Here is a 15031-nt window from a genome sequence, read left to right as displayed (position 1 = left end):
TATTGTTTATAAATTATTTCGCTCGATTAACTTTTTAGCGTAAAATATTGACTTTTCATATTGCATAAACTTTTTCGGTAAGGTAATAAATTTAAGAACCCTATCAGAAATACTACCCGAACCTAAATAAAGTAAAAAGTGTTTTATTTTATACTCTTTAAGTGCCTTTTTATCGTAATGTTTCAAATTATAATAAGAAATAGTTGGACTAGGAATAGGAAAAATATTTTTAACTGGAAAATCTCCTTCCCAAGGCATAGCCTTTCTTTTTTTAGCTTGATTACCCCAAAAACGATAACCTCCTTGTGCAGGTTTTAAATGTAAATTGGCAGAAAAAGGATTATGTAATAAAACGAATCCATTTTTTAAAATACGTAAACCAAAATCAGTATCTTCTCCATATCCGCCATCAAAATTAACATCATTGTCTTTTAGTACGTTTAAAACCGCTCTTGATACACAAGAATTAGCGTTACTATAATTAAAAGAAACTCCAGACTTCCATCTAATATTTTCAATTTCTTTTAATTTAGGCCACAAATCATTTAAAGTTTGTTTTTCATGATCTGCACGTATGTCTAGCCCATTACAAGCATCGGCATTGTAATTTTGTAAAAACAAAATATGATTTTCCACAAAATTATCAGGAATACAGATATCGTCATCTCCAAAAATAACATAATCTGTATCTAACAATTCTAAAGCTTCATTTCTTGCCCTACAGCTTCCTTTAGTAGTTTGAAACTGAACAATTAATTCAAAAGGCAAATTATCAATTTCATAAATTTTTTCTTGTCTATTTTCTAAGGGAGTTGCATCTACAACTACAACTTTAGTAGGTGGAACTGTTTGATTTTTAAGGCAAATAATTAATTCTCTAGTAAAGTTTTGTCTTAACATTGTAGGTATTACATAGCCAATTGTTGGACTACCTTTCACAGGCTGTAAATCTTTAATATTCAAAGCTTTTAACTGACCTGTAATTTGCTTAATTTTTTTCGTTTTTAAATAAGCATTCCAATAATTAAAATTAAATAGTCCTTTACGAATTAATAAATAAACAGAATGTCTTTTTTTGAAATTTTTTCTATAAAATAAAAACATATCAAAAACATTTACTTTCGGAAGTTTAGTACTAACCTCAGTAAATAAATTTTCTACATAAAGGGAAACAGCACCTTGATTTTTTACTGCATTAAATCCAAAATTAATGGCTCTCATTTCTTCAGTTTTAAAATCAATGTCCCAATTATCAAGTCTTTCCCAAACTGACTTTCTAACTGCGAAAGCTTCAGGATTAATTCTCCAACTTACGCATTGTTTTAAATTAGGGAAATCATGAGATAAAAAATTAAATGTTGCAGCAAAATAAATGATTTCTTCAAAAAAGTTAAAGTAACCTTGTTTAAAACTCGAATGCCATATATCTCCAGCACCAAGAGAAAGATTTTCTAATAATTGCAAATCAGGACTACCAGTATATAGAATCTCTTCACCATTAGAAGTGATATGTATTTTAAAATTTTGCATTAATTCTTTGTAAATATGTATTGAAATATATTTCTAAATATAAATATATCAGTTTAAAATTGAAAAAACTTAATTTTTAAAACCTAAAGTTAAAAGACCAAATATAACACTATAAACCAAATTAGTAATATTATTATATATTTTTATTAAGTCAATAAAAAATTAGTTTCCTATAATTTTTTTATAGAAATCAAGATTTTGATTTGCTACAAAATTAATTTCAAAATGTGATAAAATTCTATTTTTTGCATTTTTCTCTATAGTAACTCTTAAAGTATCATCATTTAATAATTGCAAAATTTTATCTGCATATTCTTGATGATTGGTTGGATGTGCTAAAAAACCGGAAATACCATCTTCTACAATTTCATTTCCCCATCCAATATTAGATGCAACAATCGCTTTTTCCATAGCCATTGCTTCTAACCATGAAACAGGTAACGCTTCAGCAAAGGTTGGAAAAACGCAAACGGTAGCTTTTTCAATATACTTTTTAACTTCTGAATAGGCAACTGGTCCTATATAATTAACTTTTTTTAAAGCACTTGGAGTAAACAATTCTTGCATCATTTTCCAAGTAGAACTATTTCCAGAAATAATATCAAAATTATCTTTTCCTACCAAAACCAATTCAGTATTTGGATTCTTTTGATGAATGATATTAAAAGCAAGCGGCAATTCTAACAGTCCTTTTTTACGAATTAATGTTCCAAAATATAGAATGGTAGTAACATCAATTGATTTATTTTCTTCATTTTGAAACAAAAACATATCAACTCCGTTTGGAATTATAGTAAAATTATGATTTTGATTGAAAACTTCATTTGTCATTTTTGCTGTGTATGCGCTGACAGAAACATGACCATCTGCTTTTTTTAAAGCTCTTTTTTCATGAAATTTATTAATCCATTTTACGGGACGTTTATCTAAATGACAGAAATAGGTGTCACTTCCATGTAATTTAATAATAATTGGACATTTTTTTGGTTTGATAAATGATGTAATTCCAGTCCAATCATTAGCTTCAACAATTTCAATTTTATTATTTAAGTATAAAGAATTGATGATTTTTTCGATTTTCTTTCGAGTCAAAAACCAAGATAAACCTTTAATTTTTATATTCTTTATCTGATGAACTTCAACTTTATTGTCAAAAAAAACAGCATCTTCTTTTTGTTCATATACCAAAACAACAACTTCATGTCCTAATGCAGTAATTGCATGAGCCAAATTCTTTATACTAGTACCAATTCCTCCAGAATTACCTGTTCTTTCATGTGGATATTCTGGTGTAAGAAAGCCAATTTTCATATTTACAAATATCTATTATGAATATAATTCTCAGATAAATCTTTTTCAAAAATTGTTACAATTGAGCTTGCAACTGTTGAATGAGAAGGTATTGATTTAGTAACCACAGAATTTGCTCCAATAGTTACATTATTCCCAATTTCGATATTTCCAAAAACACCTGCATTCGGACCAATAAAAACATTATTTCCAATAATTGGTGTACCTATGTTACCAGAATTTGAAACACCTAAAGTTGCTCCTTGTGAAATATTACAATTGTTACCTATAATTACATCACCATGAATGACAATTCCACCAAAATGACCAATATAGAAACCTGCACCTATTTTAGTACGATAAGAAATATCCATACCGTATTTGAATTTCAATCTACGTAACCATAAAAAATAGAACAAAAACAAAATTCTATTTCTATTTCTATACTTTTGACAAAGTCTAAAAATAGTCATGAATTTTAATCCTGGATTTGGAAAAAACAAAAAAACAGAAAGTATCTTAGAAAATGTTACTTTATCTATTCCGTGTCTTTTAAAATCTGATTGAATTAATTTATCCATGATTAAGAATGGTGTTAATTTCTTTCCAAATTCTTTGTGAAGCCATATTTGCAGGTTGAATATTTATTCTTTCAAACCACTTTTTGGCTCCTTCAACTGACGCATTATTTTCTAAAGCAAGTTGTATTTTTTGTTCAATTTCAGATTGATTATTTAACCAAATTACATCATTTTTCGAAAACATTGATCTAAAATGAACAAATTTATATATTGTATTTACCGACCAAGCTTTTTGTTTTTTATCTGTAACATCATAATTGATATATAAACATGGTTTTTCAAAAATTGTAAAATCAAAAACCATAGACGAACCTAAATTAATAACAATTTCCGAAAATCTAATAGTATTTACTAAAACAGAGTTATCTTCTTTTAGTGGTAAAACAGTATTCCATGCATTTCCCATCATAGCCCATTTTGGATCAATTGGTACAATTATGTCTTTAAATTTTTCAAGAACATCATTATATCGATTTGAAAAATCGACAGGACTTTTTCTAAAAATAACTCCTAAATTATAACCTTTTGAATTCAAATTAGCAACTGCAAGACTTACATCTTCTAAATATTTTTCATCATCTGGGCAAGTTGTAATGTCATCACCGGAATAACAAATGTATTTTTTAGTTTCATCCAATTTATATGTAGAAAAAAATTCTTCTTTAGACATATAATTTTCTTCTTCAAAATGAGTTTCAAATTGCGGTGTACCTGTTATTTTTACTTGTTCTTCTTTTAAATTCGGATAATATTTCAACAATTCATTTTTCATAAAAACACTCCAAACAAAATAAAAATCAGTTTCAACAACCATTGTAGCTTTCGGTAAATTATCCCAAGAAAAAATAAAAGTAGCTGTTGGAACTTTTAATTCCTTAGCAGCTAATAAAGGTGCTAAAGCGCTTAAATGTCTTTGATTCGTACAAAAAACAAAATCTGGTTTATGCAAAATTAATTGTTCTTTACAAGAATTATAATAAGGAGTGTTTTTTTCTAATTTATTAAGACATTTTCTTAAAAAACTTATCCCATGTTTATTTGTACAAACCTTAATTAAAACAGTAACTAGAAAATTTTTCAGTTTATTTTTAAATCCATTTGTATTAGGTTTAAAACGATAAGAATCATAGATCGAATCATTTTCAATTTTCTTATTTAATAATAATGTAGATTGATTGATTGCACTTTTTATAACATCTGATACAATATGTACTTTTGAGTTTACAATTTTGACTTCCGAAAAATTTAAATCCGTTAAGTTAAAAGGTGTATTATTCCAAAATACAATATCGAAATTTTCCTTTCCAATTTTATGAAAATTTGAAAAAGCAAAATTCCTAAGTCCAACCCCATCAGGTAATAAAATAAAAATCTTTTTTTTATTCATTAAATTTTTGTGTTACTTTTTGAATCATCAAAAAATTTATTAAAAATAAAATTTGTATAAATCTTTGCACCTTCATCATTTAAATGTCCACAAGATGAGAAATATTTATCATCTGAAACAACATTTTCAAAATTATGAATTTCAGGATAGAGTTCATTAACCTTTTCAAAATATTCTAATCCTTTTGTGTTTTCACACATGGGTGTCATCACAACAGTTAATTTGATATTATTTTGCTTACAAATACGTTTAATTTCTTCATAATACTTATTTCGTATCGGTTTTAAAGTAGAAATATCATTATTCATTTTTCCTTTTCGATTACTCAACAATGGATAGTATCCTTTATTATATAATGTATTTGTTGGCTTTTTAGTAATAACATCATACATTTCACGAAATCCAATTTTGTTGTCAAATTTTATATATCGGTAGAAAGGTATATAGTAAATTTGATAAAAATCAGATTCGTTTTTATAGTGATTTTTGATAATTTCATTTCCGTGAATATATGGCATGAAACGAGCTGTAGTGCCTTCATCTCTTTTCTCATTACAAATACTCAAATCGGCTTCCATTATTAAATTCTTGATTTTATAATTATTTGCCATCATTAATTTCAACATCAAAGCAGTTTCAAACATATGCGAACCGCTCATTCCATAATTGAAAGCTTTATAGCCTTTTTTCTCAAAAATTTCGGGTACAAAATGATTATTAGCACGGGAAGTTCCCATAAATACAACATCAAACTTTTTGTTTTTTGAATGGATTACATTTTCTACTTTATTTCTTTCAGAAGATTGTGAAATAATAGCCGTATAAATTACATCTAACAACAAAGCTGCTGCTAAAAGTATAAAAAGAAATACTAAAGTTTTTTTAAGAAAAAGCTTCATTCTATAATTTAAGTTTGTCAATTAAAATATTTGTAAAAACAATTGCGCCATCATTATTTAAATGATAACTGTCTTTAAAAAGTTCTTTTTTTACTACAGAACTTGATAAATCTTTAAAATCTGTTATGGTGTTTTTTAAATCATCAAAATAATTATTCTTTGAAATCGTAGAAAACAACGGACAACTAAAAAAAGATGCTTTTTTAGTTTTTAGCAACTCAGTCAAATATTTATTATTAGAATTATATTTTGGAAGAATTTCAAAGGTCATTTTTTCGGAACCATTTAAAGGCATATAGCCTTGACTTTTATGAACTGTTTTTTTTATTTTTAAAACCGTTAGCATAATATTTCTAAACCCTAAATTTTGTGATGCAATATTGTATTTATAAAATGGCAAATATTTTAATTCAAATTTATTTAAATTATTATCAAATACGTAATTATCAATTAGTTCATTTATACCTATAAAAGGGTACAATTCTGTTTGAAATTTCTTTGAATATTGATCAACATCATTAATCTTATAGTCTAATTGAAAAAACACTTTTTTGTAACTTATATTTAAGTCATTCAACAATTTCGTTATAAATACCAAATCCTTAATTGTAGCACCTTGAACACCTAAATTTATTGTTCTTTTTTTTGTTTTTTCTTCTATTATTTCAGGAATTACAGAATTTTCAACACGTGAAGAACCAATAAAAATATAATCTAATTTTTGATTTTTTAAACTACTGATATATTGTACTTTATTCTGTGGAGATGAATTTCTATAAACATATGTAAAACCAAAATCTAACGCATATGCGCATATAGTAAACATTACTACTATTTTTAGAATATGTTTTACAAAACTATTCATGAATTAAAACTGAAAATAAATAAACTCTTTATAATCAGAGAATACACCTAAAGCTAAAATAGCCATGATACAAAACAGAAGTTTAACATTTTCATATTTTCCAGAAATAGGTTCGTTTTTGTACTTATGAAACCATTCAAAAATTATAAATACACCAACTAAGGCTAATAATTCTGGTGCATAACGTTCGTTGCCTAAATATTGAATATCAAATTTCAAATTCGTAAACATGTTTTTAATGTAAGCAAAAGCATCAGTAATTGATTTTGCTCTAAAGAAAATCCATGCAAATGTGGTAATTGTAAAAGTCAAAAAGATATTAATAATGGTTTTCAAACCTTCAGCATTCCATTTGAAATCTATATCTTCTAAATTGTGTCTGTTTTTATTTAACAATAACAAAGGCAAGAAATAAATCGCATTAATTAAACCCCAAGCTATGAAAGTCCAATTCGCACCATGCCAAAAACCACTTACTAAAAAGATGATAAATGTATTGCGCAATTGCATCCATTTTCCTCCTTTACTTCCTCCTAATGGAATGTATAAATAATCTCTAAACCAAGACGATAAAGAAATGTGCCAACGACGCCAAAATTCTGCTATATCTCTTGAGAAATATGGGAAATTGAAATTTTTCAACAAATCAATTCCAAATAATTTAGAAGTTCCTAATGCGATATCAGAATACCCTGAAAAGTCACCGTATATTTGAAAAGCAAAATAAACTGCTCCCAAAATCAATGACAACGTATTCATATCTTGTTGATGATTAAACACTTCATTGGCATACATCGCACAAGAATCGGCAATTACAACTTTTTTTACTAATCCCCAAATAATTTGATGTACCCCCTCTTTGGCTTTTTCAAAACTAAACTCACGTTTTACTTTAACTTGAGGCAAAAGATGTGTTGCACGTTCAATTGGTCCGGCAACTAATAAGGGAAAATAACTTACGAAAAGTGAATAATCTACAAAATTATATTCGGCCTTAATGCGTTTATAGTAAATATCAATCACATAAGATAAACCATGAAACGTATAAAAAGAAATTCCGACTGGTAAAACTACTTCAATTAATAATGGGTTAACTTTAAATCCGAAACCATTTAGTAAATCGGAAAAAGAAGTCACAAAGAAATTATAATATTTAAAAACTCCAAGAAATCCTAAGTTTACTATTATACTTAGCCAAAACCAAAATCTTCTTTTAGAAATGGTTTCGTTTTTCTCGATCATTATTCCTGTAAAATAATCTAAAAGTGTTGAAAACACTAATAAAAAAAGAAAACGCCAATCCCAACAAGCATAAAAATAATAACTAGCAACAATTAAAATACTATTTTGCCAAGATTTATTTTTATTAAATACGAACCAATATAATATAAAAACAATTGGCAAAAATGCCGCGAAATGAAGTGAATTAAAAAACATTTATGTTATAAAATTTTTATAGTATTGATATCAAATTTATCCATTGCCAAAGATAGAAACTATTATCTTGATTTCCATTATTATATTCTTTCCAAATTTGATTAACTTTTGACTCTTCTACAAAATCTAGCTTTGAAAACTGTGATATTTTGTCTGAAAAATAAGTATTAAGTTCATTTGCAATCCATTCTCTTTGTGGAGTTTGCAACGCTCTTTTAGGCGCTAAGGCAATATTATTTCCTAGTAGATTTTGACTCAATTGACGCAACATCCATTTTGTATTCCCGTTTTCAAATTTCATTGAATCTTCTTGAGCAAAAGCCAATTCGACTAATCTAAAATCTAAAAATGGTTCACGTAATTCTGTTCCATGCAACATACTTATGCGATCATTAAAACGCAATGCTCTTGGAATCTTTGTATAAAAAATATCACGATACTGCATATTTTTCATATTCGATTCGAAAGGTTTCTCATAAATTTCTTTTTCAGCAAAAGCGGAAAATTCTTGTAGCAAAACTTCAGGTTTTACAGGACTTGAATTTAAACCTTGAATAATATTATTTGAATTATTATGGTAATAATCGTAACCTGCCCAAGCTTCATCCATTCCTTGACCATCTAATAATACTTTGATTCCTTTTTTTCTAGCTTCTTTAAACAATAAACTGTAGGCTATTGTGGGAAATCCACCAAAAGGCTCGTCTTGATTTAGACTCAACTCAGAAATTAAATGAGGTACATCTTCAGACTTTAATAAAACTTTATTTAAATGATAAGGTTTATTTTGCAATAAAGCTTCCACCCATGGTAATTCATCATAATTGGAATCATTACAATAAAATGTAAAAGCCTCAATTTTTTGATTTGATGGTAAATTTTTATGAATTAGAGCAATTAAAGTCGATGAATCCAAACCACCACTTACATTCATTCCTAAAGGAACATCTGCACGAAAACGCAATTGAATAGCGTCGTTTAATAACTCGGTGTACTGTTCTTTTAAAGTAACTACATTTAAGGGTTCAATTGAATTAACTCTTGAAACAAAATCATACCATTTTTGAGGTTTAATATTGAAATCAAGTAATGAAAACTCTGCATAATGTGCAGCTGGCAATTGAAATATATTTTCCCAAAAAGTTTCGTGAGGCAAACCGTAAGTTCCAAAACTTAAATAATTTGCCCAAACTTTTTTGTTTTTATTTTTAGAAATTCCAGCCGCCCAAATTGATTTTATTTCACTTGCGAAAATAATTTGATCATCATTTTGATAATAATAAAATGGTTTAACACCAAATCTGTCACGAGCAATAAATAATTTTTGCTCATGCTTATCCCAAATGGCGATAGCAAACATTCCGTTTAATTTCTCTAAAAATGCTTTTCCCCAACGAATATAAGCAGCAAGTAAAACTTCAGTATCAGATTGTGTTTTAAATACAAAATGATTTTGAAGTTCCTTTTTTATTTCAATATAATTATAAATTTCACCATTGAAAACAACAACATATCTACCACAATGACTATGCATCGGTTGATTAGCTTCTTCAGATAAATCGATTATACTTAAACGATTATGCCCCAAACTACAAACAGAATCATGCCAATCTTTTTGTGCGTCAGGTCCACGATGTTCTTGTGCCTTAAGCATTTTAGACAAAGTGATTTTTCTTTCATCAATAGATTTTGAAAGAGAAAGTATTCCAACAATTCCGCACATTATAATCTATCTTTTAAGAAATGTAACTTATTTTCAGCAATTTCCCAATCTTTCAAAGTATCGATGTTTACGTAAAAATCGGGATTGCTTTCCAAAAAACTTAATTTTTCACCATAAAAACTTCCTCTTTTTATGATTTCAGTTTTTGTGATATACACAGAACCATCTCTAAAATAGCTTTTTGGTAAATCTTGTCGGCGAGAAATAATTGAATTTTCTCCTGTAGAAATTTTTAAAAATCCTGAATCATTTGGTTCAAAAACCCAATGGGGATTGAATTCGTGTGGAACAGGCAACACACTCACTAAAGCATCTGCATCTTCAGTAATAAATTTTTGAATAGCAGCATCAATAAATCCTTTTTCTCTAAAAGGTGAAGTAGGTTGAAGTAAACAAATCGCATCATAATATTCACCTAAACTTTCCATGTATTCAATAGCGTGTTGTACTACAGAAATACTAGTTGCAGTATCGTTTGCTAAATGTTCAGGCCTAATAAATGGAACATTAATTTGATTCTCTTTAGCTACTTTTATAATTTCAGAATCATCAGAAGAAAGAATTGTTTTATCTAATAATTTGGATTGATTTGCAGCATTTGAAGTGAAATACAATAAAGGATTATCACCTAGTGTTTTTATATTTTTACCAGGAACTCCTTTTGAACCGCCACGCGCTGGAATGACACCTAAAATTCGCATTAATACATGATTGTTTTATGAAATTGCAAAGGAAGATTTTCTAATAAATTAGCAATTTGTTCTCCTGCATCTCCTCCACCATAAACATCTGACACCAATTTTGAATTCGTATCTAATCTTTCAAAAATAGCTTTTTTAATAGCTTCTACTTCATAAATTGTATCCACTACATTATCACCTCTATCTCTTCTGTTTTGTCGCGAACCAATATTAACAACAGGCACACCTAAATAAGCACATTCTCTAATTCCTACACTTGAATTTCCAATTAAACAATTGGCATGGTTTAATAAATGTAAGAAATCTTTACCTTCCATATTCTTAAAGAAATGTACGTTTGGCAATTGATGTGTTTCTCGGTAAGCTCTTATTCCTGTTGAAGTTCCATCTGCACCAGCATCTACATTCGGCCAAAACCATAATGTAGGTTTATTAATTTCATAAACAGCTTGTAAAGTAGCTTCAATATGTTTTCGTGAATCTTGATATTCATTAGTTACAGGATGTTGCATCACCACTAAATAACCATTATCTAAATTTGGTTTAGCTCCAACGCCACCATATTTTTCATATGGATTAAATGGCAAAGAATGACTATTTTCTTTTACTTGTTTTGCTAAATCAATTGATGGACAACCTGTATTAAAAACAAATTCAGGATTTTCTCCTAATTTTATGACTCTTTCTTTTGCTGACTCGGAAGCTACAAAATGATAATCGGCTAATTTTGTGATAGAATGACGCACTTTTTCATCAATATTCCCTGTTACTTCTCCACCTTGAATATGTGCCAAAGGAATATTCATATAAGAAGCTGCAATGGCTGTAGCCATAGTTTCAAATCTATCGGCAACAGTTACAACAACATCAGGTTTTAAATTATCAAAAACCGTTGATAATTCTAAGATTCCAATTCCTGTTGTTTTTGCTGCAGCGGTTAAATTTTCACCTTCTAAAACATTAAAAACTTTAGCGGAAATTTGAAAACCATCTTTTTCTATATAATTAATAGCTGAACCATAACGATCTAATAATGCAGAAGCCGCAATGATTAATTGCAATTCTAAATTTGGATGATTTTTTATAGCTTCTAAAACCGTTTTAACTCTACTATATGAAGGTCGGGCTGTAATTACAACTGCTATTTTTCTTTTATTTGTCATTCGTTAAGTCATTTTCATTAATGAAATCCCATTGTTTCATATCGTGCTTCAATTTCAATCCAATAATATCTTGAAATTTTAATGCGTCAATTCCGTATCCTTTAGGTTTTTTTGCTTCTAAATCGTCAAAAGTAATAACATGACCTTCAGGTAAATTTTTATTGATTGCTAACGATTTCTCGAATATCGATTTCAATTCGGAAAATTGTTCGTTATTATTTTTATTAATTGGATTTTGAATGGCTGTATAAGTTGCATTAACATCTTCAACCAATTGAGAAACTTCATTAATCGTTAAAGAAGATTTTGAATCTGGTCCAAATATTCTTCTATCAAATACTACATGAAATTCTAAGATTTCAGCACCTAATGCAACTGCCGCTAAATTGGTTGCGATTTTTGCTGAGTGGTCTGAAAAACCAACTTTTACTTGATATTTTTCTTTTAATTCTTGGATTACATTAAACCCAAATTGTTCCGGTTGCGTAGGATATGATGTGGTACATTGCAAGATAGAGAAATCGACATTTCTTTCTTTCAAAAAGGAAACTGTTTTGTCTAATTCTGAGAAACTACTCATTCCTGAAGAAATAATGACTGGTTTATTTGTTTTTGCAATTTTTTCAAGTAATAATAAATTATTTACTTCACCTGAACCAATTTTATAATATTTTACTCCAATTTCTTCTAACCAATTAACAGCAAGATTACTAAATGGCGAACAAATAAAATCTAAACCAACTTCATCACAATGTGTTTTAATTCCTTTCCATTGCTCTAATGTAAATTCCATTCTTTTCCAATAATCATAACGCGTATTATCTTCATAAGAAAACTTTACACGAAATGGCTCAAACGAACTACTTTCTGCTTCGGCAATATGCATTTGAAATTTTATAGCATGTACACCAGTAGCTGCTACAGCATCAATATAAGAATGTAAAATTCCTAAACTTCCTTCGTGTGCTTGTCCGATTTCGGCAATTAAATATGGAAAATTTAAATTTTTCATTATCAAGTTTACTGTAAATTATTGAAGTTGGCAAGTTAGTAAATTCTTTAAACTCTTGAATAGTTAGTTTACTACAATTTTTATAAAATTTATTATCTATTTTGATTGATAAAAGCACTTATTTCAGATGTAAAAACAGTTGCACCATTTTTAAATAAATGCAAAGCATCAAAATAATACTCTTGGTTTTTATAAATTGGATTCTTTCTATTATAAATAATAATTTTATTTTCTGGCAACATTAATTTTCTAAATCGCTTTTCAAAATCTGTATTAAATTCATTGAAATTTGGAGGAAGAGCAAAAATCAATTGAATATTATTTTCTTTACAAATAGTTTGAATATTTTTAAAAGCTTTTAATTTTTCTGGAAGCTCTTTCTTACTATCATATTTCTTAATGTCTTTTAAAAACTCTATTTTAGTATCCTTTGATTTTTCAACAAAAGGCATAGAACCACAAGGTAAAATAGGATTTTTAGTAGGAATTTCTTCTTTTTTTAATATAAAACTATTTTTACTTAATCTTCCTAAACAAAATACTTTTGATATTATACTTCTTTCTTTTCTGTCTATTAATTCATTATTAATATAGTTATATTTAGATAACGGATATAATTTATCGAATTTAAAATTTAAAGTTTTTTCAAAAACAAATTCATAAGTATTATCTATAGATAAAATAACTTTTTTTGGCTTTTTATTAAATTTTAATACTGATTTTAAAATAAATTCTTGAAACAATACATTAGAACCAATGTACGATAAATTATATGATGACAGATTTGTTTCCTTTTCGATTTGACTAGCTATGATATTACCAGCACCACGAGAAGAACCTAGTACTATTATATCTTTATTAATTTTACCGTTAATTACTTTTTCAAGTCTTTGATCATATTCTAATTCTGGTGCTTTATACAAAAAATAATAAAAACCTTTATCTACAATAAAAAGCACCAATACAAACAAACTAATTCTTAATAAAAATTTCTTCATCTTAAAATTGAAAATAAATGAATTCTTGTTCTTTTGTACTAAAAATAAAAATAGCAAAGAGTAAAACAAAATAAAAACTCCATCTTACAAATACAGATTTCTCTGTAAACATTTTCTCTAAAGCATAATTATTTCTTCTACCTATCCATTCAATTAAAATAAAAATTGCGACCAAAACAATAACAAATGTTGGTCTGACTTCAGGTAAGGCAATTAATTTTGAAGTAAATATATCTTTGATATAAGTAATTGCATGTGTTAAAGAATTTGCTCTAAAAAATATCCAAGCAAATACAGTTAAAGAAAATGTAATAATTATTGAAACCAATTCTTTAAATGATGGCAAATTGCTATCATAAGCCACAATTTTCATATAATTTCTATTCGTATTTGAAAGCAATAAAGGCAAAAAATACAAAGCATTTAATGCGCCCCAAACAATAAAAGTCCAGTTAGCACCATGCCAAAATCCGCTAACTAAAAAAATAATAAATGTATTTCTGATTTTTAATTTTAAACCACCAACACTTCCACCAAGTGGAATGTACAAATAATCTTTAAACCAAGAAGACAATGAAATATGCCATCTACGCCAAAATTCTGCAATATCTCTTGAGAAATAAGGAAAATTAAAGTTTTTCAACAATTCCATACCAAACAATCGGGAAGTTCCCAATGCGATATCAGAATAACCTGAAAAGTCTCCATAAATTTGAAACGTAAAAAACAAAGCACCCATTATTAAAGTAGACCCCGAATAATCATCTGAATTATTAAAAATTAAATTTGCGTATTCGGCACAATTATCGGCAATAACAATTTTCTTAAATAAACCCCATAAAATTTGTCGAAGACCATCAACAGCTTGTGCATAATTAAACGTTCTTTTCTTTTTAATTTGAGGTAATAAATGAGTAGCACGTTCAATTGGACCAGCAACAAGTAAGGGAAAATAGCAAACAAAAGTTGCGTAATTGATAAAATTTGTTTCGACTGGAATTCTTTTTTTATAAATATCAATAACATAAGATAGTCCGTGAAAAGTATAAAAAGAAATCCCAACTGGTAAAATTACTTTTATGGTCCATAAATCAATTTTATGCCCAAATAAAAAAACTACATCTTTAATAGAATCTACAAAGAAATTGTAGTATTTAAATACTCCTAAAAAACCTAAATTGATTCCGATACTTAACCAAAACCAAAATTTTCTATTTTTTTCTGAAGAACTATTTTCAATTTTTATTCCGGAATAATAATCTAATAATGTTGAAAAGATAAGTAAAAATAAAAAACGAAAATCCCAACAAGCATAAAAATAATAACTAGCAACTAGTAAAAGTATATTTTGAAATTTTAAATTATTTTTTGTTACAAACCAATACAACAGAAACACTATTGGCAAAAAAATGGCAAAATTTATAGAATTGAAAAGCATTAATTTA

13 protein-coding genes are annotated in these 15031 nt (G+C 27.6%); all 13 read right to left on the bottom strand.

The annotated features are described in order from the left end of the window. Positions 1–6: 6 nt before the first annotated feature. The 13 genes from BMY86_RS00455 to BMY86_RS00395 all read right to left on the bottom strand — a co-directional run bounded on the left by BMY86_RS00455 (position 7) and on the right by BMY86_RS00395 (position 15024). Complete coding sequence (locus BMY86_RS00455; protein WP_091463587.1) at positions 7–1530, bottom strand: glycosyltransferase family 2 protein; 1524 nt, start codon at positions 1528–1530, stop codon at positions 7–9. 162 nt (positions 1531–1692) lie between these two features. Beyond that, positions 1693–2841, bottom strand: a complete 1149-nt coding sequence (locus tag BMY86_RS00450; protein ID WP_091463585.1) for a glycosyltransferase family 4 protein — start codon at positions 2839–2841, stop codon at positions 1693–1695. A 2-nt stretch (positions 2842–2843) separates the two neighbouring features. Then, the gene (locus BMY86_RS00445; protein ID WP_177177096.1) at positions 2844–3401 is read right to left on the bottom strand and encodes a serine O-acetyltransferase; all 558 of its coding nucleotides are present in this window, start codon (positions 3399–3401) and stop codon (positions 2844–2846) included. Then, complete coding sequence (locus BMY86_RS00440; RefSeq protein ID WP_091463583.1) at positions 3394–4788, bottom strand: UDP-glycosyltransferase; 1395 nt, start codon at positions 4786–4788, stop codon at positions 3394–3396. The genes BMY86_RS00445 and BMY86_RS00440 overlap by 8 nt, the downstream gene beginning before the upstream one ends. After that, positions 4788–5687, bottom strand: a complete 900-nt coding sequence (locus BMY86_RS00435; RefSeq protein ID WP_091463582.1) for a hypothetical protein — start codon at positions 5685–5687, stop codon at positions 4788–4790. Before BMY86_RS00435 ends, BMY86_RS00440 begins: the two co-directional genes overlap by 1 nt. 1 nt (position 5688) lies before the next feature. After that, complete coding sequence (locus tag BMY86_RS00430; RefSeq protein ID WP_091463578.1) at positions 5689–6513, bottom strand: hypothetical protein; 825 nt, start codon at positions 6511–6513, stop codon at positions 5689–5691. 42 nt (positions 6514–6555) lie between these two features. Continuing rightward, complete coding sequence (locus BMY86_RS00425; RefSeq protein ID WP_091463575.1) at positions 6556–7989, bottom strand: MBOAT family O-acyltransferase; 1434 nt, start codon at positions 7987–7989, stop codon at positions 6556–6558. A 16-nt stretch (positions 7990–8005) separates the two neighbouring features. Continuing rightward, on the bottom strand, positions 8006–9712 hold the full coding sequence (asnB, locus tag BMY86_RS00420) for an asparagine synthase (glutamine-hydrolyzing) (protein ID WP_091463572.1): 1707 nt from the start codon (positions 9710–9712) through the stop codon (positions 8006–8008). Continuing rightward, positions 9712–10413 (bottom strand): acylneuraminate cytidylyltransferase family protein, encoded by a 702-nt coding sequence (locus BMY86_RS00415; protein ID WP_091463570.1) that lies wholly within the window; start codon positions 10411–10413, stop codon positions 9712–9714. The genes asnB and BMY86_RS00415 overlap by 1 nt, the downstream gene beginning before the upstream one ends. Beyond that, the gene (neuC, locus tag BMY86_RS00410; RefSeq protein ID WP_091463567.1) at positions 10413–11576 is read right to left on the bottom strand and encodes a UDP-N-acetylglucosamine 2-epimerase; all 1164 of its coding nucleotides are present in this window, start codon (positions 11574–11576) and stop codon (positions 10413–10415) included. The genes BMY86_RS00415 and neuC overlap by 1 nt, the downstream gene beginning before the upstream one ends. Continuing rightward, complete coding sequence (locus BMY86_RS00405) at positions 11566–12588, bottom strand: N-acetylneuraminate synthase family protein (protein ID WP_091463564.1); 1023 nt, start codon at positions 12586–12588, stop codon at positions 11566–11568. Before BMY86_RS00405 ends, neuC begins: the two co-directional genes overlap by 11 nt. Before the next feature lie 92 nt (positions 12589–12680). Continuing rightward, positions 12681–13586, bottom strand: coding sequence for a hypothetical protein (locus tag BMY86_RS00400; protein ID WP_143065573.1), 906 nt, complete (start codon positions 13584–13586; stop codon positions 12681–12683). A gap of 1 nt (position 13587) precedes the next feature. Further along, positions 13588–15024 carry an MBOAT family O-acyltransferase gene (locus BMY86_RS00395; RefSeq protein WP_091463561.1) on the bottom strand — a complete coding sequence of 479 codons (1437 nt, stop codon included), beginning with the start codon at positions 15022–15024 and terminating at the stop codon, positions 13588–13590. Positions 15025–15031 lie beyond the last annotated feature (7 nt).

This window comes from Flavobacterium urocaniciphilum (assembly GCF_900110615.1).
GTDB lineage: Bacteria > Bacteroidota > Bacteroidia > Flavobacteriales > Flavobacteriaceae > Flavobacterium > Flavobacterium urocaniciphilum.
This window is presented reverse-complemented; position numbering and strand designations above follow the sequence as displayed.